Below are 25585 nucleotides of genomic sequence, written 5' to 3'. Positions count from 1 at the left end.
GAGGTTTTTTCTTGGGCAAAAAGGACGAAGTTGAAAATTATTTGAAGAATAAAAATTTTAATGATCCCAACTTATTTAAAGAAAGGAAAGATTGGGATAAATACTTTATGGAAGTAGCGGATTTGGTAAGTAAAAGGTCTACCTGTTTGCATAGAAAGGTTGGAGCCGTGATAGTAAAAGAAAAAAGGATCTTAGCAACTGGTTACAATCAACCACCATCTGGGTTTCCCCACTGCGATGAAATAGGCTGTATAAGAGACGATTTGGGTATAAAAAGCGGAGAAAACCAAGAAATTTGTTATGGTCTTCATGCAGAACAAAATGCCTTGATGCAAGCCGCTAAATTTGGGATTAGTACTGATAACGCATCAATTTATATCACACATCAACCTTGTTCTGTGTGTGCCAGGTTGATAATAAACGCTGGAATAAAAAAGGTTTATTATAGGGAAGGCTATCCGGATAGTTTAACAAAATTGTTTTTTGATACTTGCAACATACAAACAAAAGTTGTGGAATGATCAAAATAAATATCAAAATGGAAAGGTGGGATAAAATGCCTGTAGAGAGATACTTTAAATATTTAAGAAAAGACAGAATGACACACGTCTGGTGCCCAGGATGTGGTAATGGAATAATAATGAAAAATTTTGTGGAAGCGGTCGATAATTTAGGTTTAGATAAAAATAAGGTGGCAGTTGTATCGGGTATAGGATGTTCTTCAAGAGTCACCGGGTACTTAGATTTTAACACTATGCACACGCTTCATGGAAGGGCTATTGCCTTTGCCACTGGGGTTAAATTAGCAAAGCCAGAGTTTAATGTTGTAGTAATGGGAGGAGATGGAGATATCCTGGCAATAGGTGGAAATCATTTTATTCACGCTTGTCGTAGAAACATGGATCTAACAGTTATTATATTTAACAATTCTATTTATGGGATGACAGGAGGGCAATATTCACCTGAAACACCTGCCGGAACCTACGCTTCAACTTCTCCTTATGGGAATTTAGAAAACGAGTTTGATGCAGTTAATCTTGCTATAACTTCTGGTGCCACTTACGTCGCTAGATCAACCGTTTTCCATTACATGTTATCCGTTAAATACATAGAAAACGCCTTAAAGCATAAAGGTATGTCGGTTGTTGAGATAGTTACAAATTGCCATACTTATTATGGGAGATACAACAAAATGACGGAACCTACCCAAATGTTGCAATATTTTAAAGATAACTCCGTAATGCTAAGCAAAGCCAAAAATATGGATGAAAATGACTTGAAAGATAAGATTATAATAGGTGAATTTCTAAATGTTGAAAAAGAAGGGTACGTTGATAGGTATGAAAAATTAAGGAAAAAATTGGTTTCACAGGAGGTATCGCCGAAGTGAGTAGTTTAATTAGTACACCTAATTCGGTGAGATTCAGTGGAGAAGCCGGTCAAGGTAACATCTTAATGGGAATAATATTTGCAAAAGCACTGGTGAAAGAAGGATTTTGGGTTGTTCAATCCCAGCATTATGGTGCACAGGTTAGAGGTGGACTTTCTTATTGTGACGTGCTTTTTGATCAAGAACCTATAGATTATCCTGAAGCTAAAAATTTTGATATATTGTATTTGATGCATAATGTTGGTTTAAATCATATTGGTAATCTCAAAAGAAATGGTATTTTATTCTACGATGAGAAATTCGTTGAAAGTATACCTCAGTATGTAGAAAGAATAACCAAGAAAATAATCAAGGTTCCAGCTTCACAAATAGCAATAGAAGAATTCTCAAAGAAAAATGTCGCAAATATGATAGGATTAGGGGTTCTTTGCTCAGTAACTCAGATAATAAGTTTGGAAAGTCTTATAGAAGAAGTCAAATTGAACGTATCGAAAAATTATATAGAGATTGATGAAAAAGCCATCAAAATTGGCTATGATTTATGCAAAAAAAGGTATCCGTTAGAATCAACTAAAATGTATAAAAAATTAGGGAAAGGTTATGAATAAAAATAATGAAAATAGGAGTCTAAAAAAAAGTTTTTCTTACGCATTGCAAGGGCTCATCGAAATTTATAAATCTCAAAGAAACTTTAGAATACAAAGTTTAATAGGACTGATAGTGTTAATCGTTGCTACCTTTGCCAACTTAACTCAAGTAGAGTTTATACTTTTAATATTCACAGTTATGCTGGTGTTGATCATGGAAACAGTGAATACAGTAACAGAACAACTGTTGGATTTTCTTCATCCTTTTTATAGCTCTTCGGTAAAGATAATCAAGGATGTTTCTGCTGCATCGGTTTTTATAACTTCTATCTTCGCAGTTGCAATTGGAATAATTATCTTCGGTCATGCTTTTTTCAATCTGAACCCTAAATATGGTATAATTTTAGCAATAGTTTTTTTGTTTTTTTTGAATTTATGTGGCTTTATATATAAAAAAAGAGAAAAATAATGAGGAGGAAGATACTTGGATCAGATAAGGGTCTTAATAGTTGATGGCTCTGCTTTCATGCGAATGGTTCTAAAAGACATTATAGATAAAGAACCTGACATGAAGGTAGTTGGATTGGCTAAAGATGGAGTTGAAGCTGTAGAAAAAGCTTTATCCTTAACACCAGACGTGATTACTTTAGATGTTGAAATGCCTAAAAAGAATGGACTCGATGCTTTAAGTGAGATAATGTTAAAATCTCCAACAAGGGTTATTATGGTGAGCAGTTTAACTTCAAAAGAGGCCTCTATTACGATAGAATGTTTAGAAAAGGGAGCTTTTGATTTCATTCAAAAACCGGCTGGGAGTACTTCTTGGACTATAAGAGACGTTCAGGATGAATTATTGAGAAAGATAAGAGAAAGTATGAATGTCTCAATAGAAAAATTGAAAAGTATTCATTTTGTCGAAACCAAAAAAGTAAAGAAAAGTAATAGAGTAAATATTTTGGGAGAAAAAGTTTTATTGATAGCAAGTTCAACAGGAGGTCCTCGTTCTTTAGATGTTATAATTCCGCAACTACCTGAAAATTTAAATGTTCCTATAATTATTGTTCAACATATGCCCGCAGGTTTCACAGCTTCTTTAGCTTATAGATTAGATAAAATTTCAAATTTAAAGGTGAAAGAAGCCGAAGATGGTGAATTTTTACAAAAGAATGTTGCATACATTGCTCCAGGGGATTTTCATTTAGGTTTAAAGCAGGAGGATCATAAAATTAAGTTGTTTTTAGATCAAAGCGATAAAATTAATAACGTAAGGCCTTCCGCTGATTTTACTTTTGATTTAGCTGCTGAGATTTTTAAAGAAAATTCAGTCGCAGTTATTTTGACAGGAATGGGAAGAGACGGTGCAAAAGGGGCATTTAAAGTTAAACATTACGGTGGGAAGGTTATAGCGGAGTCTAAAGAAACTTCCGTAGTTTATGGAATGCCGAAAATCGTCGCACAAGAAGGTTATGCGGATTTTGTTCTTCCCAATTACGATATTGCAGAAAAAATATTAGAAATCTTAATTGATCAATCAAGGGAGATAAAAAGATGAGTAAAAGGGTAATTCAGCGGTTAATAATTTTTGGCTTTTTATTTCTCTCTTTTACTACCTTTGCAAAAACGCTTTATTTTCAATGGAGAGAGGTAGATCCGGCTTACTATTTTGAAGATGGAGAAAATCTATATGTTAATTTAAAAGTCATTTCTGAAAAGAGTGGAAGAACTTTAGATGTATATAACGATACCTTGATTTATGTAAAAGATAGTAAATGGAACGTTTTCATTTTTCCTCAGAATAGTTTAGCAATTATTAACAGCACCGAATCTATTCGTTTCGATCCAAATGATCTAAAAGTGGTTGATGGAGAAATTTATATAACTACAGAATTGATAGCGAAGTTGATCAACTTAGAACTAATTTCTAATGATTCTGCTGTTTACTTGAACTTGCCGCTAACTCAAGTAAGTTCAATAAAAACAATCATACAGAAAACTGATGCCAGAATAATAATAGAACTTTCTTCAAGTCCTGAAGATGTTGGAATATACCCTTTAGTTAATAAATCCGGATATTTAATAAAGATAAAAGGAGCCGAAATCCCTGATTCTTATTACTATGAAGAATACAACAATAAGATCAATTACATAAAGGCATATCACTATTCACCAACAGAAGTTTGGATACAAGTAAAACTGAACAACTCCGCTGATTTAGAAGAATTAATTGAAGAAAATAGAATCATATTAGACCTTTCTTTTAAAGATACAATTACCTTGCCTGTTTTAGTTTTGGATCCAGGTCATGGAGGGATAGATCCAGGAGCGGTTGGTCCAAACAAAACTTTTGAAAAAGATATAACTTTAAAGGTAGCAAAAAGAGCTCAGGAACTTTTGAAACCGTACAGTGTTAACGTTTATTTGACTAGGACAAATGATGTATACGTTGATTTACACGATAGAGCAGTTTTTTCTAATGAAAAAGGTGCAGATTTATTCATTAGTTTACACTTGAATGATTATCCTCAAGATTCTACGGTTTATGGATCAGAGGTTTACTATTTTGATTTTTCAGAAAGTGCATATGCCAGAAGAATAGCTTACCGAGAAAATTTGGATTTGAACACCGATAAGAACCTTATAGAAACATGGGTGACGGATAAAGAAAACAGTCTAGATGAAAGTGAGAAATTCGCCAATATATTGGGAAGTTATCTGAATGTAAATGGGGTTAAATTTAGGGGAGTTCATACAGCAGAGTTCGCTGTTTTAGCTTATACTAGGAGTCCTGCCGTTTTATTTGAAATGGAGTTTATCAGCAATCCTCAAGTGGTAGATGAATTTACGAATGGAGACTATGTGGAAGTTTTTGCAGAAATTATTAAAAATGCAGTTATTGACTTTTTTGGTCTAAAATAGAGGGCGTTGGGGGTGGTCCCCCAAACCCCCAAAGACCAAAAACAAAAAACAACAAGAGTTAAAATCTAGGTTTGGGAGTTCACCAAACGGGGATACCCCCCAAGACCCCCCAAGAACTTTAAATCTATTTTAATTAATCGTTTGCAAGAAGCGGCAAACAAAGACTTATGTCTTTAAGAACCAAGCCCTCAGATAAATTTTAAATCTATTTTGATTAATTGGTTTGCACAAACCAGCGAACAACAGAGGAGGTAAATTATTTGCAAGAGAAAGCAAAAATTCCCACTGATATATTGATTTTTCTGGTTTTATTTGCTTTAATACCTTTTTTAATGGTACCCAATTTGGTGTATGAGTATTCTACTCAGAAACATTTAGTTTTTTCTTTGTTCATGGTCGTTATTCTAATTTATTATTTGTTCAAATATTTTTCTAAACCTGTTTCAATAAAGTTCACTTATCCACACATTTTTTTATCTTTTTTCAGTATTTCTGCCTTTTTATCTTTGATATCAGTTTATATGGAGAATAAATATTACCTACCCACGTCTGTCGGAATAGCCTTCTACATAGTGCTTATTGTGTTTTTTTCTTACGTAATTACTACACGTTTTGGGAAGGATTTTAAATTCGTCGAATATGGGCTTTTTATTTTTATGGTTACAGGGACTGTTATAGCCATAGATGGACTTTTGAACAAGTTTTTAGGCTTTGATTTGTTCTTTGGTAAATATGGGGATCCTTCACAAAGAATAGTATTAAGAACGACTATCGGAAACCCTAATTTTGTTTCAGACTATTTGGCACAGCTGTTACCAATTTCTATATATTTTACTTTGAGGAAAAATACTAATACCTACATTAGAATATATGCTTTAGCGAATGTTTTCATAATGTATTGGGTTGTTTTGTTGGCACAAACTCGTTCAATTTACCTTGCGACTTTTGTTGGTTTAGGATTTGCTATAGTATCTTACCTCATTTCAAATAAAAAAGACACCTTGAAAAATTATGTAAAAAGTAATGAGTTTAAAATATGGGTGATTTTGGTTTTATCTGTTTTAGCCTTTTTATTCCTTATGTTTAATTTTGAGACGCCATTCAACAGAGGTGGAGAAGTAATCGCGGCAGATCGTTTCGCAGCAATGGCTTCTGTTTCTTCTTGGGATGAAAGAAGTTTGTCATGGCTTTCCGCTGTAAAACAATTTGCAGATGAGAACCATAAAAACCATTTTATAATTGGAAGTGGAATAAATACATATCCAGTGTATGCGGTTCATTACTTAGCTGAGGTACAGGCAGAAAACCCCGAAAGGTTTTTATATGCATGGAATAATTTTAAAAGGGCTCACAACGACTATCTACAGGTATTGGGAGAGACAGGTATTTTAGGTTTTTCTTCAATAGTGTTAATGCTCGTAAGTTTAATGGTGGTATACTTTAAAGTTTTAAAGCTCGAAAAAGATGATGACAACAAAATCCTTTTATTTCCCTTATTTGGATGGAGTGCCACGATCATGGTAATCCACGCATTTACAGAGTTTGCATTTCACATGCATCCCAACCTTATATTAAGTGTATTTATCCTCTCAAGTGCTGTATCAGAACAGTTCCATCCACATGTGAAAAGCTTAAATATCAAAAAAAGTCAGTTTGTGATTATTCCTTTAGTTGTGGTTGGAGTAGTAGCGTCTTATTACAAAATAAACGAGGTTACATCCGAGGCCCTCTTCGTTAAAGGAAATCGTGAATACAATTCAATGGTATCTCTTATTAACGCTACTGAAAGTCAAATACCAAATATTATAAGCCAACTTGAATCTCAAAAATCCACTCTTCAAAAACAATTAGCAAATTACACTCCAGGAAGTGCAAATTTTCAAAGGATAACACAGAGTATAAACCAGATAGAGACGCAGATAGAAGATTATAAAAATATGCAGTTATCATATGAAAGTAGAGCTGAACAAAGCTATAATAATGCTTTTGAATATTTTCAGAAATCATTAAAATGGGACCCTAATTTTGGTAAATCGGCATTTTACCTGTCCCAGCTTTTAACGTCCAGTATTCGGCAAAATTCTCTTACTTATGAAGATTTACCTAAAATATTTGAAAAAGAAATCGATGGTTACGATTTTATTATCGAAGAGTTTAATGGCTCACTTGATTTAATGCCATTTCCTGATAACATTTTGAGAGACACCGTAGAACCGATTTATTCTATCGACCTAAGCAACAATGCTAAACAGATTACATTAAAAATTCAAACCCTATACGATGGCATAAATCAATTGGAGTATTCATACTTATCATTCAATGAAAAAAATGCCTATAGATTGATAGGCAGAATATATTATAACATCGTAGTTCTATACGAACAGTTAAAAAATTATATACCACTGGATAAGTTAGAAGTAGTAGAAGAACTTCAAAATGAAGCTTACAGTAATTTTCATCATTGGGAGCAGCAAGCTATTTACATCCTTCCTGGTGGTTGGAATAGGTTCCCTGAATGGGAAGACGTTTATTATGAATATTTGCTGTTAACTGCAAGGCTGATAAACATATATCCACAAGATGAATTAATAAACAAAATAATTTTTATAACCCAGAAAGAGGGAGAAGCGGACTATTACATGGCACAAAAATTTAGAGGGATACCAGATAGTTCCTTAAAATTGTTATCTGAGTTATACTCAACCTTGAGGGATGAAAATTTAAAAAATCAACTAGCAGAAAATGTTGTTAGCAATTATGAGGCTGTTTACAACTATTACAAGGGTCAAAAAGAAGAAGGATCTCCTAATTATACTAGATATCAAGATAGAATCGAAAGTTTCTTCAGTGATTACGAATTTTTTACAAGAAGGTTGGTAAAGTAGTGAACAAGGTAATGACATTTTTGTTGCTGATATCTTTGAGTTGGTTTTTGATCGTATTTTCTGTTTATTTGAAAATAAACTCTTATGGATACACACTTGAAGGTAGCTTGAAAGATTTCTACGTTGAAAATGCTTCTTTGATGAAAGTTATGCCTTTTATAGAAGATGGTCACATTGAAGAAGTTGAATTGAATGGATATAAAATTTATAAGAAAGATGATAAAATTATTATAAGGAAAGTTATTGAGTAATGTTGAAAAATATTCTCTCAAAAAGTAGGAGTTTTCATGAGCAATGATTGAAGAAGTTATAAATTCTTTTGATTATATAGTTCAACTGAAAGAAAAGGGTATGATAACTTGGGAAGAGATCTTCCCAAGTTTTTATAGCATTGCAAAAAATAATTTCAAAGTAATTAAAGAAAATGGCCTTTTAGAAGATGTTAAGAAGATTTTGGCTTATACAAAACCTCTTAAAACATTGTCAGAAGAACGTAAAGAAAGGCGTCTAGAAGGCTTAAAGGATTCCTTAAAGATTTTAAAAGAGCGGTATTTAGTTGATGAAGTTTTGGAAAAACCAGAAAAAAAATTGGCACCACTCACCGATATAAAATATATAAAAAAAGTAGGAACAAAAAGGGCTTTAATTCTAAATAAATTAGGTATTTTTTCGTTAAAAGATTTCTTTTACTATCCACCTAGGGATTACGAAGACAGAAGAAAGGTGGTAAAAATATTCAACGCCAAAGAGGACGAAAAAGTCGTAATAATAGGAAATGTAGTAAAAAGTGAAGAAATCAAAATAAATAAAGGTTTAACTATTTACAACTTTTCTGTGGAAGATGACAGTGGAGTCATAATCGTTACTTTTTTCAACCAGGATTACGTTAAATCTTATTTAAAAAGAAGTGTGAAATCCGCTTTTTATGGAAAGATAGAATATTCATACGGTATGAAACAGATGAAGTCTCCAGATTTTCAAGTGATTGAAAGTGATGAGGATTTCAAAAGTGAAATTCTGCCGGTTTATCCATTAACCTTTGGTATCTTCCAAACAACTATGCGAAGAATAGCAAAAGAAGCCATCCAACAGACATATTTTTTAGAAGAATTTTTACCTGAAGAATTTGTTCAAGGGTTCAATTTGTTAGATTTGAAAAAGCGAATAAAGGGAATTCATTTCCCTTTAAGCATTTATCATAAAGAAAGGGCTTGGTACTCTTTAAAATACGAAGAGGCAATTTTATTTGAATTAGCAATGATCTATCTAAAGTTAAAGATGAAAGAAATGAAAAAAGGTGAGACGAAAGAGATAAAGGGAGAATTATCAAAAAAATTTCTCAATACTTTAAATTTTGAACTCACACAAGCCCAAAAAAGAAGTTATGAAGAAATAAGAAAAGATTTAATTTCTCCATATCCTATGAATAGACTTTTACAGGGAGATGTTGGTTCTGGTAAAACCGTTGTTTCAGAACTAGCGATTATAGATGTTTGTGAAGCTGGATATCAAGCAGCAGTTATGAACCCTACCTCTGTTTTAGCTAAGCAACAGTTTAAGAAGCTTTCAAAAGATTTAGAGCCGTTAGGTTTGAAAGTAGTTTTGTTAACAGGAGATACTAAGGAAAGCGACAAAATATTAATAAAAGAAAAGCTAAAATTAGGAGAAATTGATGTTGTAGTTGGTACTCACGCAATTATTCAACAGGATGTTGAATTTAAAAAACTAGGGTTGGTGGTGATTGATGAACAACATAGATTTGGAGTGAATCAAAGACTTGAACTTATTAAAAAGGGGAATCATCCAGATATTTTGGTAATGACTGCTACTCCCATTCCTAGGACTTTGGCAATGACTTTTTACGGCGACTTAGACGTTAGCTTAATTGATGAGATGCCTAAAGGTAGAAGACCTATTAAAACAATACTTATTGCTGAATCCAACAGAAAAAGTTTGTATGAATTTGTTAAAGAAGAATTGGATCAAGGGAATCAAGTTTTTTTCGTGTATCCATTGATAGAAGAATCTGAAGCCTTAGAATTAAAAAACGCTATCAGTATGTATGAAGAGCTAAGTAAAGTATTTGAAGAATATAAAGTGGGGCTTTTGCATGGGAGGCTTTCACCTTCAGAAAAAAATGACGTGATGGACAAATTTGTTCAAAAAGAGTATGATATATTAGTTTCGACATCGGTAGTAGAAGTGGGGATAGATATCCCTGATGCTACGGTAATGGTCATCGAACATCCCGATCGTTTTGGATTATCTCAATTGCATCAGCTCAGAGGAAGAGTGGGCAGAAGTGATAAACAGTCTTATTGTTTTTTAGTAATAGATGATGATGCCAACAATGAGATAAAAAGTAAAATGAACTCCTTTTCTAAGACGTTAGATGGTTTTGAAGTGGCAGAAATTGACTTAAAATGGAGGGGACCAGGAAAATTCTTTGGAGTGGAACAGCACGGGATACCAGAATTTAAATTTTTGGATTTAGTCGAAGATATAAATATAATAGAGAATTCAAGAAAAAAGGTAGAGCGATTTTTAGCAACTATCCAAAGTTTCGATAGATATCCTAATTTAAAACACGAATTGCAAACAAGATATGGAGATTCAATACATTTGGTCAACGTTCTATAGAGATTTTTAAGTCTTTAGGAGGAAAAACATGAAAAGAGATAAAGTCTTTTTAAGCACTTTGTTGGTTTCGATAGCCTCTTTTTTAGTCATTAGTATAATTATTTTACCAAAAAGTTTTTCTGGGGAATGGTATTTCAGCCCTGTTTTAGTCACAGTTGGTCCATTAGAAATAAGATGGTATGGACTGTTAATTGCTTCATCCATACTGTTGGCAACTTTTATTGCTCAAAAAGAAGCTGAAAGAGAAAAAATAAATGAAGACGATCTTTTCACAGCTGTTTCTTTGGGAATTATATTTGGGATTATAGGTGCAAGGCTATATTATGTTCTTTTTAATCTTGAATATTTCTCTCAAAATCCTTCAGAAATTTTTAAGATTTGGCATGGAGGATTGGCTATACATGGAGCAATATTGGCTGCTTTTTTGGTAGTTTTTTTGTATACACGTTTGAAAAAAAAGTGTACCTTTACATTTCTTCAAGGGTTAGATTTATTCACCTTTGTTTTACCGTTAGCTCAGGCTATTGGAAGATGGGGTAATTTTTTCAACCATGAGGCATACGGTTCACCAACAAATCTTCCCTGGAAGATGTACATTTCATTACCGGATAGAATGCCAGGGTATGAAGCCTATGAGTATTTTCATCCAACATTCTTGTATGAATCTGCATGGAATTTGTTGGTATTTCTAATATTGTTTTATTTTATTAGAAATAAGAGAAAAACATATGGAGAAGTGACTGCTCTGTATTTAATTCTTTATTCTATTGGGCGAATTCCTATTGAAAGGTTAAGAACGGACAGTCTCTATATTGGGGATCTACGAGTTGCTGTAGTTATAAGCTTTATATTGATAGTGTTGGGTTCTTTGCTTTTTGTATACCTCAGAAATAAGAGAGTAATCGTCGAAAAAAAGGAGTGAATATTGATTGATAAATATTCTATTGATAGCTTTAGGTATTTTTCTATTAATAAGAGGGGCAGATAGGTTAATAGAAGGAGCCCTTGGATTGACAAGAAAACTAGGTGTTTCTGAACTGTTTGCAGGTTTGACTGTGGTGGCTTTTGGTACCAGTGCACCTGAATTAGTTGTTACCGTTTCTTCATCAATAAAAGGAGCCAGTGTTGGATTAGGAAACGTTCTTGGCTCGAACGTTGCAAATATTGGATTAATTTTAGGGATCTCTTTTTTAATATCTCCAACAAAAGTTCAAAAATCTACAGTAAACATAGAAATGCCTTTTTTGGTTATTATTTCAGTGGTTATATTTGCAATGATGATGGAAGGGAATAGCGTATTAACTCGATACGATGGTATGATACTGATAACCTTTTTTCTTATTTTTACGGCTTATCTTTATTATATGGCAAAAAATGATCAACAACTCAGGAAGCAACTTGTCGAAAGCGATGAAATGAAAAAAGTCGAAAAGGAAGAGTCTTGGGCTAAGATAATCACTTTCTCTGCCTTAGGATTAGCTATGTTGATAATAGGAGGAGAACTGACGGTAAGCAATTCAGTTATATTTGCTAAAAATATTGGAATCTCAGAATCTTTGATAGGGGTGACTATTGTTGCAGTAGGGACTTCCCTTCCGGAATTAGTAACCGCTATTGTTGCAGCGATCAAACATTCAGATGATATTGTGATGGGAAATATAGTTGGTTCCAATACTTTCAATATCGCTGCCATACTGGGCATATCAGCATTAATAAATGGTGCCAGCGCGGATAGATCAGTTGCTTTTGATGTGTCATATGGTCTTTTACTGGCTTTAGTCTTGTTGTTTGGTACGATGATGAAAAAAGATAGAAAAGTTGGAAGAGGTTTGGGCTTCATACTGCTTACTTTGTATGTAATTTACATAATAATTAGTATAAGAATTGGATAATTTTTTCAAGTGTGAAGAAAGGAATTAAGATGGCCATCGATAATAGAAAAAGTACTTTACTCGCTATTTTTGTTTTTATTTTATTTCTATTTTTTTTCTTTTATCCTGTTACTTTAGTTGATGAAGGAGATAATAATATTAGAGTATTTTCGACGGGATTAACACAGGTGATTTTCTATGATGACATTCAATATACCTTCAAAGAGGAAAACATCTTTTTTTACGAAGAAATACCTTTTGAGGAGTTTATCTTGCTAAATGTACAAAACGGATTTTTGCTACGTCAAAGCGGAGATTCTTTAGTTCAAAGGCAAAGTAACGATTCATCGGCAATGGTTTATTTCAAAAATAAAAATACTCTTTATAACCTTTATAACCTTGATAATTTTTTCTATAATGAAAAATGGTTAGAGGAGTTAGTTGTTGAATCTAAAGACTTTTTAGAAAATATTTCAGAAATCGATGAACCTATGTATATTATTTATATGGATCAAAGTAGGTCTTTTCAAGTTTTGCCAAGTGTCTACGTTGTTAATTCTAGCAAGGATTTAGTTCATGAGTTATCTCATTATTTTTTCGGTTACAAGGTGAAGGCTTCCCCAACGGATACTTGGCATGAAATATTAGCAGAAACTAATTCATTATTGTTTCTTAGAGAAGTTTATCCAGAGGAGTATTTGAAAGAGTTAGAACTCAAAAAATCAGGTTTTTATGATGAACCTTATGGGGAAAGTGTAATATCCTTCATGGAATGGTTGGATTTTGACAAAGAAAAAATATTTGATATAGAAAGATACATTTTAAATAATTTTGATAGATTAGATGACAAAAGGTTTGAAAATTTAGTCGAAAACATTAATTAAACAACGAAGGTGTTAGAAGTGAAAAAAATTCTGTTGGTTTTTCTCCTTGCCCTTTTAGGGTATTTTTCTTTTTCATTTGACTATGTTTTTTTGTTTATAGCCGATGGAATGGGAATTCCACATATGCAGTTATCTAATATGTACAAACAATATTTATACACAGATCAACTGCACATGCTTGAACTACCTTACTATGGAATGGTTGAAACTTCTTCGATTAACGGAGTAACGGATTCAGCAGCAGCCATAACGGCAATTTTATCTAAAGAAAAAACCTACAACGACAGGATAAACATTAATCCTGATGATGAAAAGATACTGCCCATTACTTATGAATTAAAAAAACGAGGGTACAAAATTGGTGTCATAACAACTAACACCATCATCGATGCTACCCCGGCGGGAGCTTATAGTTTCGTTGAAAATAGAAGAGATTACCAAGAGATAATGCAAGATCTTTTAGAAAGCAATTTTGATCTTTTCATAGGGGGAGGAAAAGCTTATTTTAAGGATAGAAACACAAAAGAGTATGGATATTTATACACAGAAGAACTAAGTAAAATTCCGTTTCCTGGTAATGAAATTGTTATGTTGTATTATGGAAATTTTACTTTTTTAACAGACGATCCGAAAAGAGTTACGTTAGAAGAAACTTTAAATTATGCGTTGAGTAAATTTAAAGGTTCTCCTTTTTTCATTCTGATAGAGGGGGGAAGAATCGATCACGCTGCACACGCACATGATACTTATTCATTGATAAACGAAATATTAGACTTTGATAGTGCAGTAAAAGTTGCTATCGATTTTTATAAGCAATATCCTCAAGAAACCTTAATCATAGTAACTGCGGATCATTCAACAGGAGGTTTGAGTTTAGGCGATGGTTTTTTGGCGCTGAATAAGCTTCAACCCACTGAGTTTTCTTATGAAAAGCTGATAAGTACATTTAACCAATCTAAGAACTATGAAGAGTTTCAAGAAAAATTGGGTTTGACGCTTGATTTAGAAAAAGAGTTTTACGATACCAAGAATTCAGAAGAAAATGTAACTTATCAATCGCCAATAATCAAAAGTTTTTATGAAGCGTTAAACGATCCTGTGGGTATAAATTGGAGTACTTTTGGGCATACATTAGATTACGTACCTCTTTTTTCCAACGTTCCATTTGATAAAAATATAATATCAAATAATGAAATTTTTTCTATTTTTGAGATTTATTGACTTAAATGGGGTTAAACGACTTTAATCGCTGCTAATTGAAAGTAATTGCCTATAATTAGATTTTGAGAAAAAAATTTCATGATGTATAATATCTCTACAGAGCACTTTTGTAGGTTACCCTCCCTCCTGGAGTGTTCTGTCCCCGGAAGAATTCATTTCCAAATTAGGGCCTTATTAAGGCCCTTTTTTTAAGGTTTAAAAAAGATTAGAATTTCAATATCACCGTAATCTCTTACTTCTTCTCTAATTAAATTTTTAGGTATATAATCAGATTTTTCATTCTTATATTTTTCAATAATGATGTAGCCGCCGTTTCTAATTAAAAATACATTTGAATCTATGAATTTCAAAAATTCTTGGACATAACTGTTATTAAAAGGTGGATCAGCAAATATGTAATCAAACTGTTCATTTGAAAGTTTTGTAATAGATTTTCTAAAATCTGATTTTATAACTTTTATTTTATTTAGTACCCCTAAAGATTCAGCGTTTTTTAAAATCGAGCTCACGGCCTTAGTCGAAATATCAACCATTGTAGAACTTTTTGCCCCATTACTTAAAACTTCAAAACTCATTATGCCGCTACCTGCAAAAAATTCTAAAAAATTAGCTCCTGTAAAATCAAAAATGCTTATCAGAGCTCTTCTTAAAGTAGCGGGAGTATATCTCGTCCTACGATCATCAACTGTTTCTATATTGGTATTCTTAAATTTGCCGCTTTCAATCTTCAAAGCCATTTTTACACCTCATACAAACAAAGAAGGGCTTCATTAAGCCCCTTTCGTTTTTGGAGCGGATGACGGGACTCGAACCCGCGACTCCCAGCTTGGGAAGCTGGAGCTCTACCAACTGAGCCACATCCGCATTTGAAATTTTTATTTTAAATCAAATATATTATACCAATAATTTAAAACAAAATCAATATTTAATATTTTAATTATATTTTATCCTTGTTAACGTCATAAAATAATTTATGAAAGAACTTTTGTATATTATTTTGAGAAATCTTTTTTGTCTCTAATTCCTTAGTTATATCAAAAAGCCCAAGATCTAAATCATCTTCAAATAATAATTCTTTTTCTTCTTTTTTCATTATCGAAGAAAAGTTATTTTTTATCTCAGAATCAGGTTTTATGACATTTTCCAAATGAGAATACGCTTCTTGGTTCTTTCCGTTACTTTCCTCTTCAAGAGTAGTTGGTTCTTGAACTCTACTTTTGTCACCATTACCTTCTAACTCATTTAGAATTTCTTCAATCTCTTCCAGACTTGATTCTTTCAAGATATCGTTTATATCCTTATCAAGTTTATTCTCAAGGTCTTCTATCTCACTTAATTTGCCTTCTTTGTGGTCTTTCGATACATTAGCTTCTTCTAGTGAAGGGTCTTCATTTGAAGTTATCCCAATAAGTTTTTTTAAAGGGGATGATACTTGCCAAACGTTTTTTATGTATGGTTCATCAAATTGGTCTATTGTTTTGTATTTGATTCCTTGAGTTTCGACTTTGTTTATATTGGTCAGAGTTTCCATATTATTTAACTCGTTCTCTTTTTTCTCAAAAGTAACATGCCGACGAATTAAAAAAACAGTAAAAAATGAGGCAGCTAAGGAAATAGCAAATATTATTAGCATTATGGTAAAAAAGGTTAAAAGATTAAAGTTTTGCTGCTCTTCTTCCAACGGTTGAGTATTATTAATTTTTAGGTTTGATGTGTCTAAAACCTCTGATTGTTGAGATGTAGATTCAATAACACTTAGAGCTTCATCCACAATGGGGATACCTTTTAGGGGTTGCAAGTATATTTTAGCTGAGGCATAATCTTTGTTGTGAAATGCAGATAATCCTAGATACATTTTTATTTCGGGTATTTCACTTTCTAATCTAGGTGATAGTTGCAAAGCTTGCTCAAAAAAATCTTGAGCTAAATCATATTGGGCATTTCTATAGTAGTTTAAGCCGTTCATATAGTATTCGTAGGCAACTTCGTAATTATCAGCAAATATTAGCATTATTTGGAACAAAATTATCAACAATGTGATAGCTTTTTTCATATTGACTCACCTCACAACAAAATAGAAAAGGTAAGTATTTCAATTCGGTTATTTTTAGTGACTATCCATCCTTTGCCGTTTTTATCAATAAAGACATCTATTGCGTTAGTATCATATTTTTGAAAAAAACCGGGGAAAGTAGCTTCTTTTAAAAGTAAGTAACTCACATGATCTTTCCCAAATACAAATAATTTATCATTAAATATTTGTAATTTTAATTTTCCTATGTTTCCGTCTTCTATGAGTTGTAACCCATTTTTTGAACTATCCCACAGAACTAATTTATAGTTTGAAAATAAAATAAAATAGTTATTGTTATATAAAGCAAAATCAGTAATCTCTCCTAACTGAGTTCCCAAAACTTCTTGAATTGTAGAAGTATTTATCATTTCCACAATATCCATGTTTTGTAGTTTTGATATTTTATCCTCAAAGATGACATATACTTCCCCATTTATTACTTTTAATGATATAAAATTGCTGCCTTCATTTATCAGAGAATCGTTGAGATAGACATTACAATTGTTTGGTTCATATTCCACACTTAAAAACCCTACATTTGGTAAATAATAAATTTCGGTACCTTTAGAAGGTGTTTGTGAATTAATTTTATCAATTTTGCCGTTTTCATTCAAAATGTATACTCCATCAACAGTAGATAAATAGTATTGGTTGTTAAATAGTAATCCTCCCATAATTTTATTTGAAAATATTTTTTCTAGTTTGCTGTTGTAAATAGCATTAGGACTTTTAAAGTAAATATTTTCTCCTACTTCGATAATGCTCATTGTATCTTCGTCTATTTCTCCTTGCTTCATTGGATTTAGTAAAATTGTACTTTCTTTATACGCTGAAGGGAGTTTAAAAGTAGAAATAATAGTTGGGCGGGGATTTTCACTTTGATCTGGAGTTGGGGTACCTTCTACTGTTTCGTATGTGTATTCGACGAAATTATCATCTGTAAAGGGCTCCACTGAATATGAAGGGACGGATTCTTCTAAAAAATTAACTATTATATTCAAAACATCTGAATCATTGTAAATTTCATAAAAGCTCTTTTGAGAATAGTAAGTTTTATCAATTCCTTCTAAGTTAGCGCTGTCAACACTTACTATTCCATCTCCCTTTCCTCGAACAAATTCTGGATACAGCCTTGCAATGTATTTATTTGATAAATCTTCATCAATTGCGGGACTACTCCCAATAATCGTTAAATATCTGATGTCATTTCTTATGCCAAAAGAGTTTAATTTATTCAGAAATTCAGAGTCAGGAATAAGATCTTCATAGTACGAATTTATTTGATCAAGGTAAGAACCAATTTGCAAAGTGATTTTTAATATCGTGCTATCCTCAACATTAAACAATTGAGATAAAATGTCTGTGTTTTTTCCAAAGAGTAAAGTGAAAAAAAGGGGGTTTGCTAGGTTACTTCCTTTATTTGGAGTAGAAATGAGTACTAAATTTTCAACATTTTGAATTGTTTGAGTAGACTCTAAAGCATATCTAGCAATTAATCCGCCAATGCCATGTGCAATGATGTCAAACTTTTTATTAGGAAATCTAGAAAGTTCTTGAGCGAGACGCCTTCCTTCAAATTCAATGTAACTATCAATCCCTGTTCTTTCAACAAAACTGATAAAAGAATCGTTGTAATTTTTACTTCTAGTAGATGTCAGTGGGTAATTGTAACTCCAAATGGTTCTATTTGGAAAAAGGGAGGACCAAAAAGATTGTGGATAACCATTTTCAGGTACATTCATTATCTTTCCTAAGAAATTAATATCAGTTCCAGAAATTAAAATAATATCAGGTTCAAGAGTTGGTGGTGCTTCTTTTATAACCTTGAGTCCACTGGATGATTCTTGTGGAGATTCAATGACTAGACCTATATAATTTACTTTAGTTATTTGGAATGTTTGTGCTTCTATGTAATACTCGTCATCTATTTTTACTAATTTTTCCCCACTGAATTCAGAGATAACAGGAGGTTCTTCCTGTGTGATGTATGCCAAGGAGAAATTGACGAAGTTATCTCCAAAGTAATTATCCTTTGGAATCTTGTATCTTACGGTAATTGGTAAAATAGAGGATTCATTACTTTCATCTGAGAAAGTAATTTTATATATTTCACCGTAAAAATTTTTGTAGTTGATCAATTCTTGATATTCTGCAGAACTTTTATCCACCACGCTAATATCAATGTGTTTCTTTGAAGGAAAAGCAAAATCAGGAACCATTATTTGAATATTTGTAAAAGAAGGAGTTATCTGATTTGGAGGCAAAAATATGTTTTTAAAAATAATAGAAAAAACAAGAATTAAAATACCTATTACAACAATCGATAAGAGAATTTTGTATTTTTTTTCCATATATTTAATTTTATTTAAAAAGTTGAAAGGTTTAAATTTAATAACTCTGTCAGCTCCTTTAGAAATAGCTATCTAGTTTCTATGATTTTTCGAACTTCTTTCAAAAGTTGAGATAGTTCTGTTAGATTTAGGTCTTCCAATTTTTGTAAAACATTTATATACATATTATCGGCTATTATTTGTGTTTCTTGAAACTTATAAAAATTTAAAAGAGTTTTTTTGTTTACATCTTTATTAGTTTCTTTTCCAATATCTTCTTCTTTAGTGAAGATATCTTTTAAATCATCGAAAATTTGAAAAGAAACACCAAAATCAGTTCCTATTTTATTCATCTCTTTAGCAAGCTCTGCTTCCCCAGCCATTAAAAAAGGAGATGCAAAGCAAAAACCAAAAAGCGCCCCTGTTTTCTTTGAATACATCTCAAGAATTTCTTTCTCACCTACATTTTTATCTTCTTTTTCGAAGATTAAATCTTCCATTTCTCCTTGAAATAATTTTAAAATGGTTTTTATAAAATAATCCATTAAGAGAAGTTTGTTCCCTTCTTTAATATTATCTAAACCGGCAACAATCTGTAGTGGGAGAGTGAACCCATAATCTCCAGCTAGTATGGCTTTATATTCTCCAAACTTTAAATGAGTTGTTAGAGCTCCTCTTCTTAACTTTGCATTGTCTAAGGCAGGTAGATCATCATGTATCAAGGATGATGAGTGTAAAATTTCGACAGCTATCGCAATGTCAATTAAATTCTTTTTATTTATAGAGATTATTTGTCCGAAGTTATATATTATCCAGGGTCTAAGTCTTTTGCCTCCATTTTCTATGTAATAAAACAGTGGCTCTTTTAAATAATCTTCCAGGTCCAAATTTTCGAAAAAATTCTTTATCTTCTTGTCAAAGAAATCTTTAAACTCTAATAATTTTAGAAATTCCATTGATTCACCTCGTGCTTTTAGAAAAAATTATTCGTCATCTTCATCTTCAGTTTTATTTTTATTTTCGAACTTCCTTCTCAGTTCGTCTATATCGAAGTTTTCAATATCTTGTCTGAACTCGCTTTGTTCTTCTGCGTTTATAAAAGAAGCTTCAATACCGTGTTCGGATACTATTTCTTCGTCTATGTAAATAGGTAAGTTATTTTTTAATGATAAAATTATGCAATCAGAAGGCCTGGCATCGATATAGATCTCTTTTGAACCACTATCTTTCAGGACTAATTTAGCGTAATAAATATCCTGCTTGAATTGGTCAATTTCTATCTTAATAGGTTGAGCTTTAAGTTGTTCGATAATATTACCAATGAGATCGTGCGTTAAAGGTCTTTCAAAATCTTCGTTTCTCAATATTAAAGCCAAAACACCAGCTTCACATGGCCCAATCCATATTGGTACAACAACGTTTGTATCTTCTACCTTTAAAAAAACTATCGGTGAATTTGAAACTTTATCTATTCCCATAGTAACATTGCTTACTTTTTTCATGTTTGAAAACCTCCTTTAAAAAACTGAAATTACGCTCTTGTTTCTTTTAAAGCTAGTTGAGGTTCGCTTGTAATATTTTCGCTGATTATGCTTTTGAGACATTCTCTTAATTCTCCTTCGCTAGCGAAAAGTTTTGGCTCGACTGGTTCATGTATGAATAGATTAACATTCGAAGGTTTGATAAAGACGCTTCCTTTTTTGCTCATTTTGATAGTTCCATCTATTGTGACAGGTAATAGTTTTATATTATATCTAAAAGGGATTAAAAGAGCTCCCTTTTTAAATTCACCTACTTGACCATCTAAACTCCTTGTTCCTTCAGGAAAAATAGTTATAATTTCCCCTGATTGAGATATTTTTGCAAATTTTTTAAGAGCTATAGCGCCACTTTTTGAATTATTCCTATCTATGAAGATAGAGCCAAGTCTTTTGATGAAATTTCCTAATATAGGAATCATAGAAAGCTCTTTTTTTGCAATAAAAGCTGTGGGATATATATATCCTAAAATTAAAGGAATATCGAAAAGGCTTTGATGATTCGCTACTACTACATAAGGGCCTTGCTGAGGAATATTCTCTTCACCATGAACTGAAATCTTACTATTTAAGAATTTAAAAGTAACTTTTCCAAACCAAGATACAACCTTTCTAATATATTCTTGAGAGACTTTGTGTCCCTTTCTTTTTTCCAAGATATTGGCTTTTATCAACACATAACTTCCATATACAATTACAACTCCGAGAAATCCGATAATTAACCATATTGTGAAGAATATTGCCTTTATTGTTTCTAATACCTTTTTCATGAATTGTCCTCCTTTTTCTTCCCTTTTCTTTAAGATACATGAGACTATGATTCAAAGTGATCAATTTATGAGACTTTACTATCTTCAATCTTATACTTTTTAACTTCATCTAAAGCATCTTTTTCCAATTTACTTAGATGTTGTAAAGAATCCTCAATTGATTTTATGTAATTTGTATTTGATTTAGTGGCAGGTTTAGAAGGTATAAATACGCTACATGAATCTTCGTATGGTAAAATAGATGTTTTATACAATGCGAATTTTTGGGATAATTTAATTGTTCCGTTTTTTGTTAAATCTTTTGAAGATGTACCAATGGGTAATCCGCTTGGTCTTTTTAAACGATTGTCAAATATAATCGTACCTTCTTTTCTAATATCTATTTCTATATCAAGCTCCGGGTTATTTAAGTCAACTTTTAGTTTAGGGAAATTGTTCAATATAAATTCACCTATTATTCCAGCAAATTCTTGACTGTTGTAGGGAAGAGATTTATTGGCTCTATTGACGTTTATTTTAAAAGTACTATAATTGTTGCTTTCAAGAGATTTTTTGCTACTTCGTAGACTTTATTTTTAAATGAATCTATATTTAATTCAGTTTTTTCAGCTATTGAAGATGAATGTATTCCAAAAATCTTTTTTAGAGTATCGATATCTTTAACGGTTATTCCCATATTTTGTTGAGGAATTAGATATATTCTATTGTTGTTAACCTTGAAAATGAAGTTTTGGGAAATTTTGCTTTGGATGTTGTTTTTAAGTTTATGCATAAAAGACATTTTATTTTTATTTTTTAGACTGATCTCGTCAACCCTTACTACTAAAAATAGCATTCATTTGCCACCTTATAATTTATAAAAAATATTTTCTTCAACTAAATTATAACATAACTGGGTTTTTTCAACTATATTTTTTTAAGAGTCACTTTGGAAAATATTGAGGAAAAGAGTCGACCAATTCAAAAAAACAAAAAAGTAACTTTTTCAACGAAAATATGTAATTAGAATATCTTTTCTGAAAATATTAAGTTAAGAACATACGATTGTTATTTTATTTAATATATGTGCTTTCTATTGACTTTAAATAAAGGGTTATGACTTATTATAAAATGTACGTTATTAAATTAGACAAATTCAGTCATATTTGAATTATTTTTCACAATAGTTTATAATTTAACTGACTGACCAGTCAGTCAGAAAAGAGGTGATCCAAATGAACACGGGGTTAAAGATTTTGGATAAGCAAGAACGAAAAAAATACATTGCAGAAAAAACGTTGGAATTAATAAGCGAAAAAGGTTTGTCAAATCTAACGATGGAAGATGTCGCCTCTTCGTGTAACTTATCTAAGGGTTCTATATATAACTATTTCAAAAATAAAAATGCACTAATTGTTTCTGCTTTTAGTGCTCTTTTAGAAAAAGTCCAAGGTTTTTTCGAAGAAAATGAATCGATGCCCTCTCAGGATTGTGTGGAAGCAAGTGCTGATTTTTATGCAAATCTTTATTCGCAAATTTTAAATACTTTTCCTTCAAAAGAATTGATGCGATTGTTTGAAATTTTAATAAATTCTACACATGATCAAAGTATGATGAAAATTTTAACTCAAACATTCAAAGAAAATTACGGAAAGATCCTTGGCAAATTTGAAAAATTATTTAATTCAAAAACGAAAGCTTTTATGCTGCAAGCGATGTTTGATGGTTTAGTTATATACAGGGCCGTAGGAATAGAATTTTCTAATGATGAAATAAAGAATAATTTTAAAAAAATGATTTTAAGTTTTACAGAAGATGACAAAAATTAGGAGGTGTCCGGTATGGCAGTTGTGGACTCAATGAAAAATATGTTACTTAAACAAAGTTCTAAATTAATAACCAACGTTGTAAGACATTCTGATGTGGATCAACTTGGGAAGTTGTTATGGACATTATCAAAATTCTCTAAGGAACCTGCAAAAAGTGGGCTTAGAAAATTAGCAACTGGGGCAGAAAATCATGATCCGATGCTGGAGAATTGGGCTAATTTGTTCAAGAAATCTAATCCCAAAGTTGTTGAAAAAATAATAAACAATCTAATCATTAACGAATTTGCAGTTGGTGAAAAAACGAGACAGGATAAGATGCATGAATATGGGATAGTCCTTCCAAAATTAGCTGTGCTTTCTCCAACATATGCATGTAACCTCAGATGTGTGGGTTGTTACGCTGCTATGTATGGTCACAAGTATATGCTTTCCAAAGAAGAAATTTTTGATGTAATAAGACAATTCAATGATTTAGGCATCTATTTCTTCATTATAACAGGTGGAGAGCCATTTGTATATCCTTATCTATTCGATGTACTAGAAGAGTTCAGCGATTCTTACTTTTTGCTTTATACGAATGGAACGTTAATTAATGAAGAAAACGCTAAAAAATTAGCTGAATTGGGTAACGCTACATTGGCTATATCAGTAGAAGGATATGAAGCTGATACCGATTGGAGAAGAGGTAAGGGTGTTTTTGAAAAAATTCAAAACGCTTGGAAGCTCTTAAGTGAAAATGGGGTAATATATGGAGCCTCTGTCACAGCAACAAGAAAGAATCACGATGCAATAATGAGTGATGATTTTTGGGAATATTTAAAAGAAAACAATGTGAGTTATGCATGGGTTTTCCAATTTATGCCCGTAGGAGCAGATGCTTCGATGGATTTAGTACCTACTGCCGAACAAAGGTATGAAAGATTCTACAAATTGGAAGAGTTAAGGTTAGGTGGAAAGTTTGCGTTTGTTGCTGATTTTTGGAATCATGGTTTCTTAACTAACGGTTGTTTAGCAGCGGGAGCTAAATATTTACATATAAACGCCAAAGGTTATGCTGAACCATGTGTCTTCCAACAGTTTGCCGTGGATAATATAAGGGAAAAACGAATTATAGATATTTTAAAATCACCATTTTTTGAGGCTTATAAGAGGACCATTCCCTATTCCAATAATTTATTTAGACCATGCCCCATAATAGACAATCCAAAAGTATTCAGGGCAATGGTAAAGAAGTTCAACGCTATTCCACAACATCCTGGTAGTGAGCGAACCGTGAATGAATTAGCTCCTGAATTAGACCAACTTGCCGAAGAATGGAAAAAATATGCCGATAAACTTTGGTACGAAGAAGGCTACGCTGAGAAGTATCCTTCAAAAAGAGGTGTATATAACTACAAAGTAAGGATGAGAAGATATTCAGAAAATGAAGAAAAATTAGCACTGGATAAAAAAGCATAATATTGATTCTTCAAAAGTAGTATTATCTTTTAAAATAACGGGTATTTTCTACCCGTTATTTTAATTTTTCAGTTAATAATACTTAGGTTTGATATGGTATAATATAAAAAATAAAAGATTATTCTAATAAGATAGAGAGTTATAGTACATAGTCCTTTCTTAGAAACGAGGGGTGGGAAGAAAAGGGCATTATAGCAAGTGTGGGGTTTCCATAATAGTAAAATAATAATGGTATTAGGAGGAAATCGATGGAGTACGATTTTTTATCTGTCACATTAAATCCTTCGCTGGATAGAGAAGTTATAATTGATAATTTTGAAGTAGGTAACATGTATAGAATAGAAAATCCTTCAAATTCCAAAATGGAACCAGGAGGTAAGGGTATTAACGTTTCAATAATGCTATCTAATTTGCAAATGAAATCGATAGTAACAGGTTTTTTGGGGGGACACATAGGTAGGGTTATTCAGAGTAAGCTTTCTGCGTATGAAAATATAACGATGAATTTTGTTTATTCAGAAGAAGAAAGTAGAGAAAACATTGAAATAATAGATCCCTTGAAGGAAGTAATGACTCTAATAAACAGTAAAGGTCCCTTCATTAATGATGAAGATTACGATCATTTTTTAAGGAGATATAAAAATTCTCTTTCATTAGTGGAACATGTCGTAGTGTCAGGAAGTGTTCCTCCTGGCTTGAAAACTGATGTTTATTCCGATCTGATGTTTGAAGCTAAGAAAAGAGGAAAAACTACTTACATGGAATCAATTGGACCGTGTTTTGAAAAAGCTATTTTAAATAATTGCCCTACCGTTGTTAGACCAGACTTTAGAAGAAAAGCAGAAATTTTCGGGAAAACCCTTGAAAGTATAGATGATTTTATTGATGCTTCAAAAAAAATTATAGAAAATGGTGCCAGATTAGTTGTTATGAGTTATCAGATTTTTGGTGATGTGATAACAACAAATGAGGGTGTCTGGCTTTTTAATCCAGAAGAAAGGATTGAGAAATCACATCTTTTTGGAGCAGGAGATGCATTTATGTCGGGAATAATATATTATATTATAAATTATAATTTTAATTATTTTGAAGCTGCAAAATTCGGTATGGCTAGTGCCATTTCCAAAACGGATTATATAGAAAAAAAGATAGGAACTTTAGAAGATATAAAAAGAAGTTTAAGTAGGTTTTCCATTGAAAGATTAGAATAACA

24 protein-coding genes and 1 tRNA gene are annotated in these 25585 nt (G+C 32.0%); 16 read left to right on the top strand and 9 right to left on the bottom strand.

Translation table 11 applies throughout. The features are described 5' to 3' along the window. Positions 1-11: 11 nt before the first annotated feature. From X926_RS05865 to X926_RS05805, 13 genes are all read left to right on the top strand, one after another. The gene (locus X926_RS05865) at positions 12-521 is read left to right on the top strand and encodes a dCMP deaminase family protein (RefSeq protein ID WP_199171185.1); all 510 of its coding nucleotides are present in this window, start codon (positions 12-14) and stop codon (positions 519-521) included. Positions 522-556: 35 nt separating this feature from the next. Further along, entirely contained in the window at positions 557-1390 is an 834-nt protein-coding gene (locus X926_RS05860; protein WP_103065376.1) for a 2-oxoacid:ferredoxin oxidoreductase subunit beta, read from the top strand. Next, positions 1387-1998 carry a 2-oxoacid:acceptor oxidoreductase family protein gene (locus X926_RS05855; RefSeq protein ID WP_103065375.1) on the top strand — a complete coding sequence of 204 codons (612 nt, stop codon included), beginning with the start codon at positions 1387-1389 and terminating at the stop codon, positions 1996-1998. The genes X926_RS05860 and X926_RS05855 overlap by 4 nt, the downstream gene beginning before the upstream one ends. After that, positions 1991-2446: a diacylglycerol kinase family protein gene (locus tag X926_RS05850; protein WP_103065374.1), complete on the top strand. Its 456-nt coding sequence runs from the start codon at positions 1991-1993 to the stop codon at positions 2444-2446. The genes X926_RS05855 and X926_RS05850 overlap by 8 nt, the downstream gene beginning before the upstream one ends. Before the next feature lie 57 nt (positions 2447-2503). Further along, positions 2504-3529, top strand: a complete 1026-nt coding sequence (locus X926_RS05845) for a chemotaxis response regulator protein-glutamate methylesterase (protein WP_369973681.1) — start codon at positions 2504-2506, stop codon at positions 3527-3529. Continuing rightward, complete coding sequence (locus X926_RS05840; RefSeq protein ID WP_103065372.1) at positions 3526-4893, top strand: N-acetylmuramoyl-L-alanine amidase; 1368 nt, start codon at positions 3526-3528, stop codon at positions 4891-4893. Before X926_RS05845 ends, X926_RS05840 begins: the two co-directional genes overlap by 4 nt. 260 nt (positions 4894-5153) lie before the next feature. Then, positions 5154-7778, top strand: a complete 2625-nt coding sequence (locus X926_RS05835) for an O-antigen ligase family protein (RefSeq protein WP_103065371.1) — start codon at positions 5154-5156, stop codon at positions 7776-7778. Continuing rightward, positions 7778-8029, top strand: coding sequence for a hypothetical protein (locus tag X926_RS05830; protein ID WP_103065370.1), 252 nt, complete (start codon positions 7778-7780; stop codon positions 8027-8029). The genes X926_RS05835 and X926_RS05830 overlap by 1 nt, the downstream gene beginning before the upstream one ends. Positions 8030-8072: 43 nt before the next feature. Continuing rightward, complete coding sequence (recG, locus tag X926_RS05825; protein WP_103065369.1) at positions 8073-10418, top strand: ATP-dependent DNA helicase RecG; 2346 nt, start codon at positions 8073-8075, stop codon at positions 10416-10418. Positions 10419-10446: 28 nt separating this feature from the next. Then, positions 10447-11340 (top strand): prolipoprotein diacylglyceryl transferase, encoded by an 894-nt coding sequence (gene lgt, locus X926_RS05820; protein WP_012208048.1) that lies wholly within the window; start codon positions 10447-10449, stop codon positions 11338-11340. A 7-nt stretch (positions 11341-11347) separates the two neighbouring features. Next, positions 11348-12310, top strand: coding sequence for a calcium/sodium antiporter (locus X926_RS05815; RefSeq protein WP_103065368.1), 963 nt, complete (start codon positions 11348-11350; stop codon positions 12308-12310). 29 nt (positions 12311-12339) lie between these two features. After that, positions 12340-13173: a hypothetical protein gene (locus tag X926_RS05810; RefSeq protein WP_103065367.1), complete on the top strand. Its 834-nt coding sequence runs from the start codon at positions 12340-12342 to the stop codon at positions 13171-13173. Between the two features lie 18 nt (positions 13174-13191). Beyond that, positions 13192-14394: an alkaline phosphatase gene (locus X926_RS05805; RefSeq protein WP_012208045.1), complete on the top strand. Its 1203-nt coding sequence runs from the start codon at positions 13192-13194 to the stop codon at positions 14392-14394. Positions 14395-14582: 188 nt separating this feature from the next. On the opposite strand, the gene X926_RS05800 is transcribed toward X926_RS05805, so the two are convergent. From X926_RS05800 to X926_RS05760, 9 genes are all read right to left on the bottom strand, one after another. Next, positions 14583-15131 carry an RsmD family RNA methyltransferase gene (locus tag X926_RS05800; RefSeq protein ID WP_012208044.1) on the bottom strand — a complete coding sequence of 183 codons (549 nt, stop codon included), beginning with the start codon at positions 15129-15131 and terminating at the stop codon, positions 14583-14585. Positions 15132-15182: 51 nt separating this feature from the next. Further along, positions 15183-15258: transfer RNA gene (locus tag X926_RS05795), tRNA-Gly, on the bottom strand. 73 nt (positions 15259-15331) lie between these two features. Then, positions 15332-16447 carry a tetratricopeptide repeat protein gene (locus X926_RS05790; protein ID WP_103065366.1) on the bottom strand — a complete coding sequence of 372 codons (1116 nt, stop codon included), beginning with the start codon at positions 16445-16447 and terminating at the stop codon, positions 15332-15334. Between the two features lie 11 nt (positions 16448-16458). Then, positions 16459-18819 (bottom strand): hypothetical protein, encoded by a 2361-nt coding sequence (locus X926_RS05785; protein ID WP_123821391.1) that lies wholly within the window; start codon positions 18817-18819, stop codon positions 16459-16461. Between the two features lie 68 nt (positions 18820-18887). After that, the gene (locus X926_RS05780) at positions 18888-19754 is read right to left on the bottom strand and encodes a polyprenyl synthetase family protein (protein WP_103065364.1); all 867 of its coding nucleotides are present in this window, start codon (positions 19752-19754) and stop codon (positions 18888-18890) included. 27 nt (positions 19755-19781) lie between these two features. After that, positions 19782-20300: a bifunctional nuclease family protein gene (locus X926_RS05775; protein ID WP_012208040.1), complete on the bottom strand. Its 519-nt coding sequence runs from the start codon at positions 20298-20300 to the stop codon at positions 19782-19784. 29 nt (positions 20301-20329) lie between these two features. Further along, the gene (locus X926_RS05770) at positions 20330-21106 is read right to left on the bottom strand and encodes a 1-acyl-sn-glycerol-3-phosphate acyltransferase (protein ID WP_012208039.1); all 777 of its coding nucleotides are present in this window, start codon (positions 21104-21106) and stop codon (positions 20330-20332) included. Positions 21107-21171: 65 nt separating this feature from the next. After that, entirely contained in the window at positions 21172-21621 is a 450-nt protein-coding gene (locus X926_RS05765) for a THUMP domain-containing protein (protein WP_081429146.1), read from the bottom strand. Beyond that, positions 21618-21941 carry a hypothetical protein gene (locus tag X926_RS05760; protein ID WP_041533993.1) on the bottom strand — a complete coding sequence of 108 codons (324 nt, stop codon included), beginning with the start codon at positions 21939-21941 and terminating at the stop codon, positions 21618-21620. The genes X926_RS05765 and X926_RS05760 overlap by 4 nt, the downstream gene beginning before the upstream one ends. Before the next feature lie 379 nt (positions 21942-22320). Here X926_RS05760 and X926_RS05755 point away from each other — a divergent pair, with 379 nt between their 5' ends. The 3 genes from X926_RS05755 (at position 22321) to X926_RS05745 (ending at position 25583) form a co-directional block, all read left to right on the top strand. After that, positions 22321-22914 carry a TetR/AcrR family transcriptional regulator gene (locus tag X926_RS05755; RefSeq protein WP_012208038.1) on the top strand — a complete coding sequence of 198 codons (594 nt, stop codon included), beginning with the start codon at positions 22321-22323 and terminating at the stop codon, positions 22912-22914. 12 nt (positions 22915-22926) lie between these two features. After that, the gene (locus tag X926_RS05750; RefSeq protein ID WP_012208037.1) at positions 22927-24372 is read left to right on the top strand and encodes a radical SAM protein; all 1446 of its coding nucleotides are present in this window, start codon (positions 22927-22929) and stop codon (positions 24370-24372) included. A gap of 248 nt (positions 24373-24620) precedes the next feature. Beyond that, positions 24621-25583: a 1-phosphofructokinase family hexose kinase gene (locus X926_RS05745; RefSeq protein ID WP_012208036.1), complete on the top strand. Its 963-nt coding sequence runs from the start codon at positions 24621-24623 to the stop codon at positions 25581-25583. Positions 25584-25585: the final 2 nt, after the last annotated feature.

The sequence above is a fragment of the Petrotoga sp. HWHPT.55.6.3 genome, assembly GCF_002895495.1.
Lineage (GTDB): Bacteria > Thermotogota > Thermotogae > Petrotogales > Petrotogaceae > Petrotoga > Petrotoga mobilis.
The sequence above is the reverse complement of the archived record's forward strand: the minus strand, read 5'-3'. Positions and strand labels throughout refer to the sequence as shown.

Bases quoted from the DNA above. Each gene is read 5' to 3' on its own strand.
- X926_RS05810 (WP_103065367.1), top strand. From the start codon at position 12,340: ATGGCCATCGATAATAGAAAAAGTACTTTACTCGCTATTTTTGTTTTT.
- X926_RS05780 (WP_103065364.1), bottom strand. From the start codon at position 19,754: ATGGAATTTCTAAAATTATTAGAGTTTAAAGATTTCTTTGACAAGAAG.
- recG (WP_103065369.1), top strand. From the start codon at position 8,073: ATGATTGAAGAAGTTATAAATTCTTTTGATTATATAGTTCAACTGAAA.
- X926_RS05760 (WP_041533993.1), bottom strand. From the start codon at position 21,941: ATGCTATTTTTAGTAGTAAGGGTTGACGAGATCAGTCTAAAAAATAAA.
- X926_RS05850 (WP_103065374.1), top strand. From the start codon at position 1,991: ATGAATAAAAATAATGAAAATAGGAGTCTAAAAAAAAGTTTTTCTTAC.
- X926_RS05860 (WP_103065376.1), top strand. From the start codon at position 557: ATGCCTGTAGAGAGATACTTTAAATATTTAAGAAAAGACAGAATGACA.
- X926_RS05840 (WP_103065372.1), top strand. From the start codon at position 3,526: ATGAGTAAAAGGGTAATTCAGCGGTTAATAATTTTTGGCTTTTTATTT.
- X926_RS05750 (WP_012208037.1), top strand. From the start codon at position 22,927: ATGGCAGTTGTGGACTCAATGAAAAATATGTTACTTAAACAAAGTTCT.
- X926_RS05770 (WP_012208039.1), bottom strand. From the start codon at position 21,106: ATGAAAAAGGTATTAGAAACAATAAAGGCAATATTCTTCACAATATGG.
- X926_RS05745 (WP_012208036.1), top strand. From the start codon at position 24,621: ATGGAGTACGATTTTTTATCTGTCACATTAAATCCTTCGCTGGATAGA.
- X926_RS05785 (WP_123821391.1), bottom strand. From the start codon at position 18,819: ATGGAAAAAAAATACAAAATTCTCTTATCGATTGTTGTAATAGGTATT.
- lgt (WP_012208048.1), top strand. From the start codon at position 10,447: ATGAAAAGAGATAAAGTCTTTTTAAGCACTTTGTTGGTTTCGATAGCC.
- X926_RS05790 (WP_103065366.1), bottom strand. From the start codon at position 16,447: ATGAAAAAAGCTATCACATTGTTGATAATTTTGTTCCAAATAATGCTA.
- X926_RS05775 (WP_012208040.1), bottom strand. From the start codon at position 20,300: ATGAAAAAAGTAAGCAATGTTACTATGGGAATAGATAAAGTTTCAAAT.
- X926_RS05845 (WP_369973681.1), top strand. From the start codon at position 2,504: ATGCGAATGGTTCTAAAAGACATTATAGATAAAGAACCTGACATGAAG.
- X926_RS05755 (WP_012208038.1), top strand. From the start codon at position 22,321: ATGAACACGGGGTTAAAGATTTTGGATAAGCAAGAACGAAAAAAATAC.
- X926_RS05800 (WP_012208044.1), bottom strand. From the start codon at position 15,131: ATGGCTTTGAAGATTGAAAGCGGCAAATTTAAGAATACCAATATAGAA.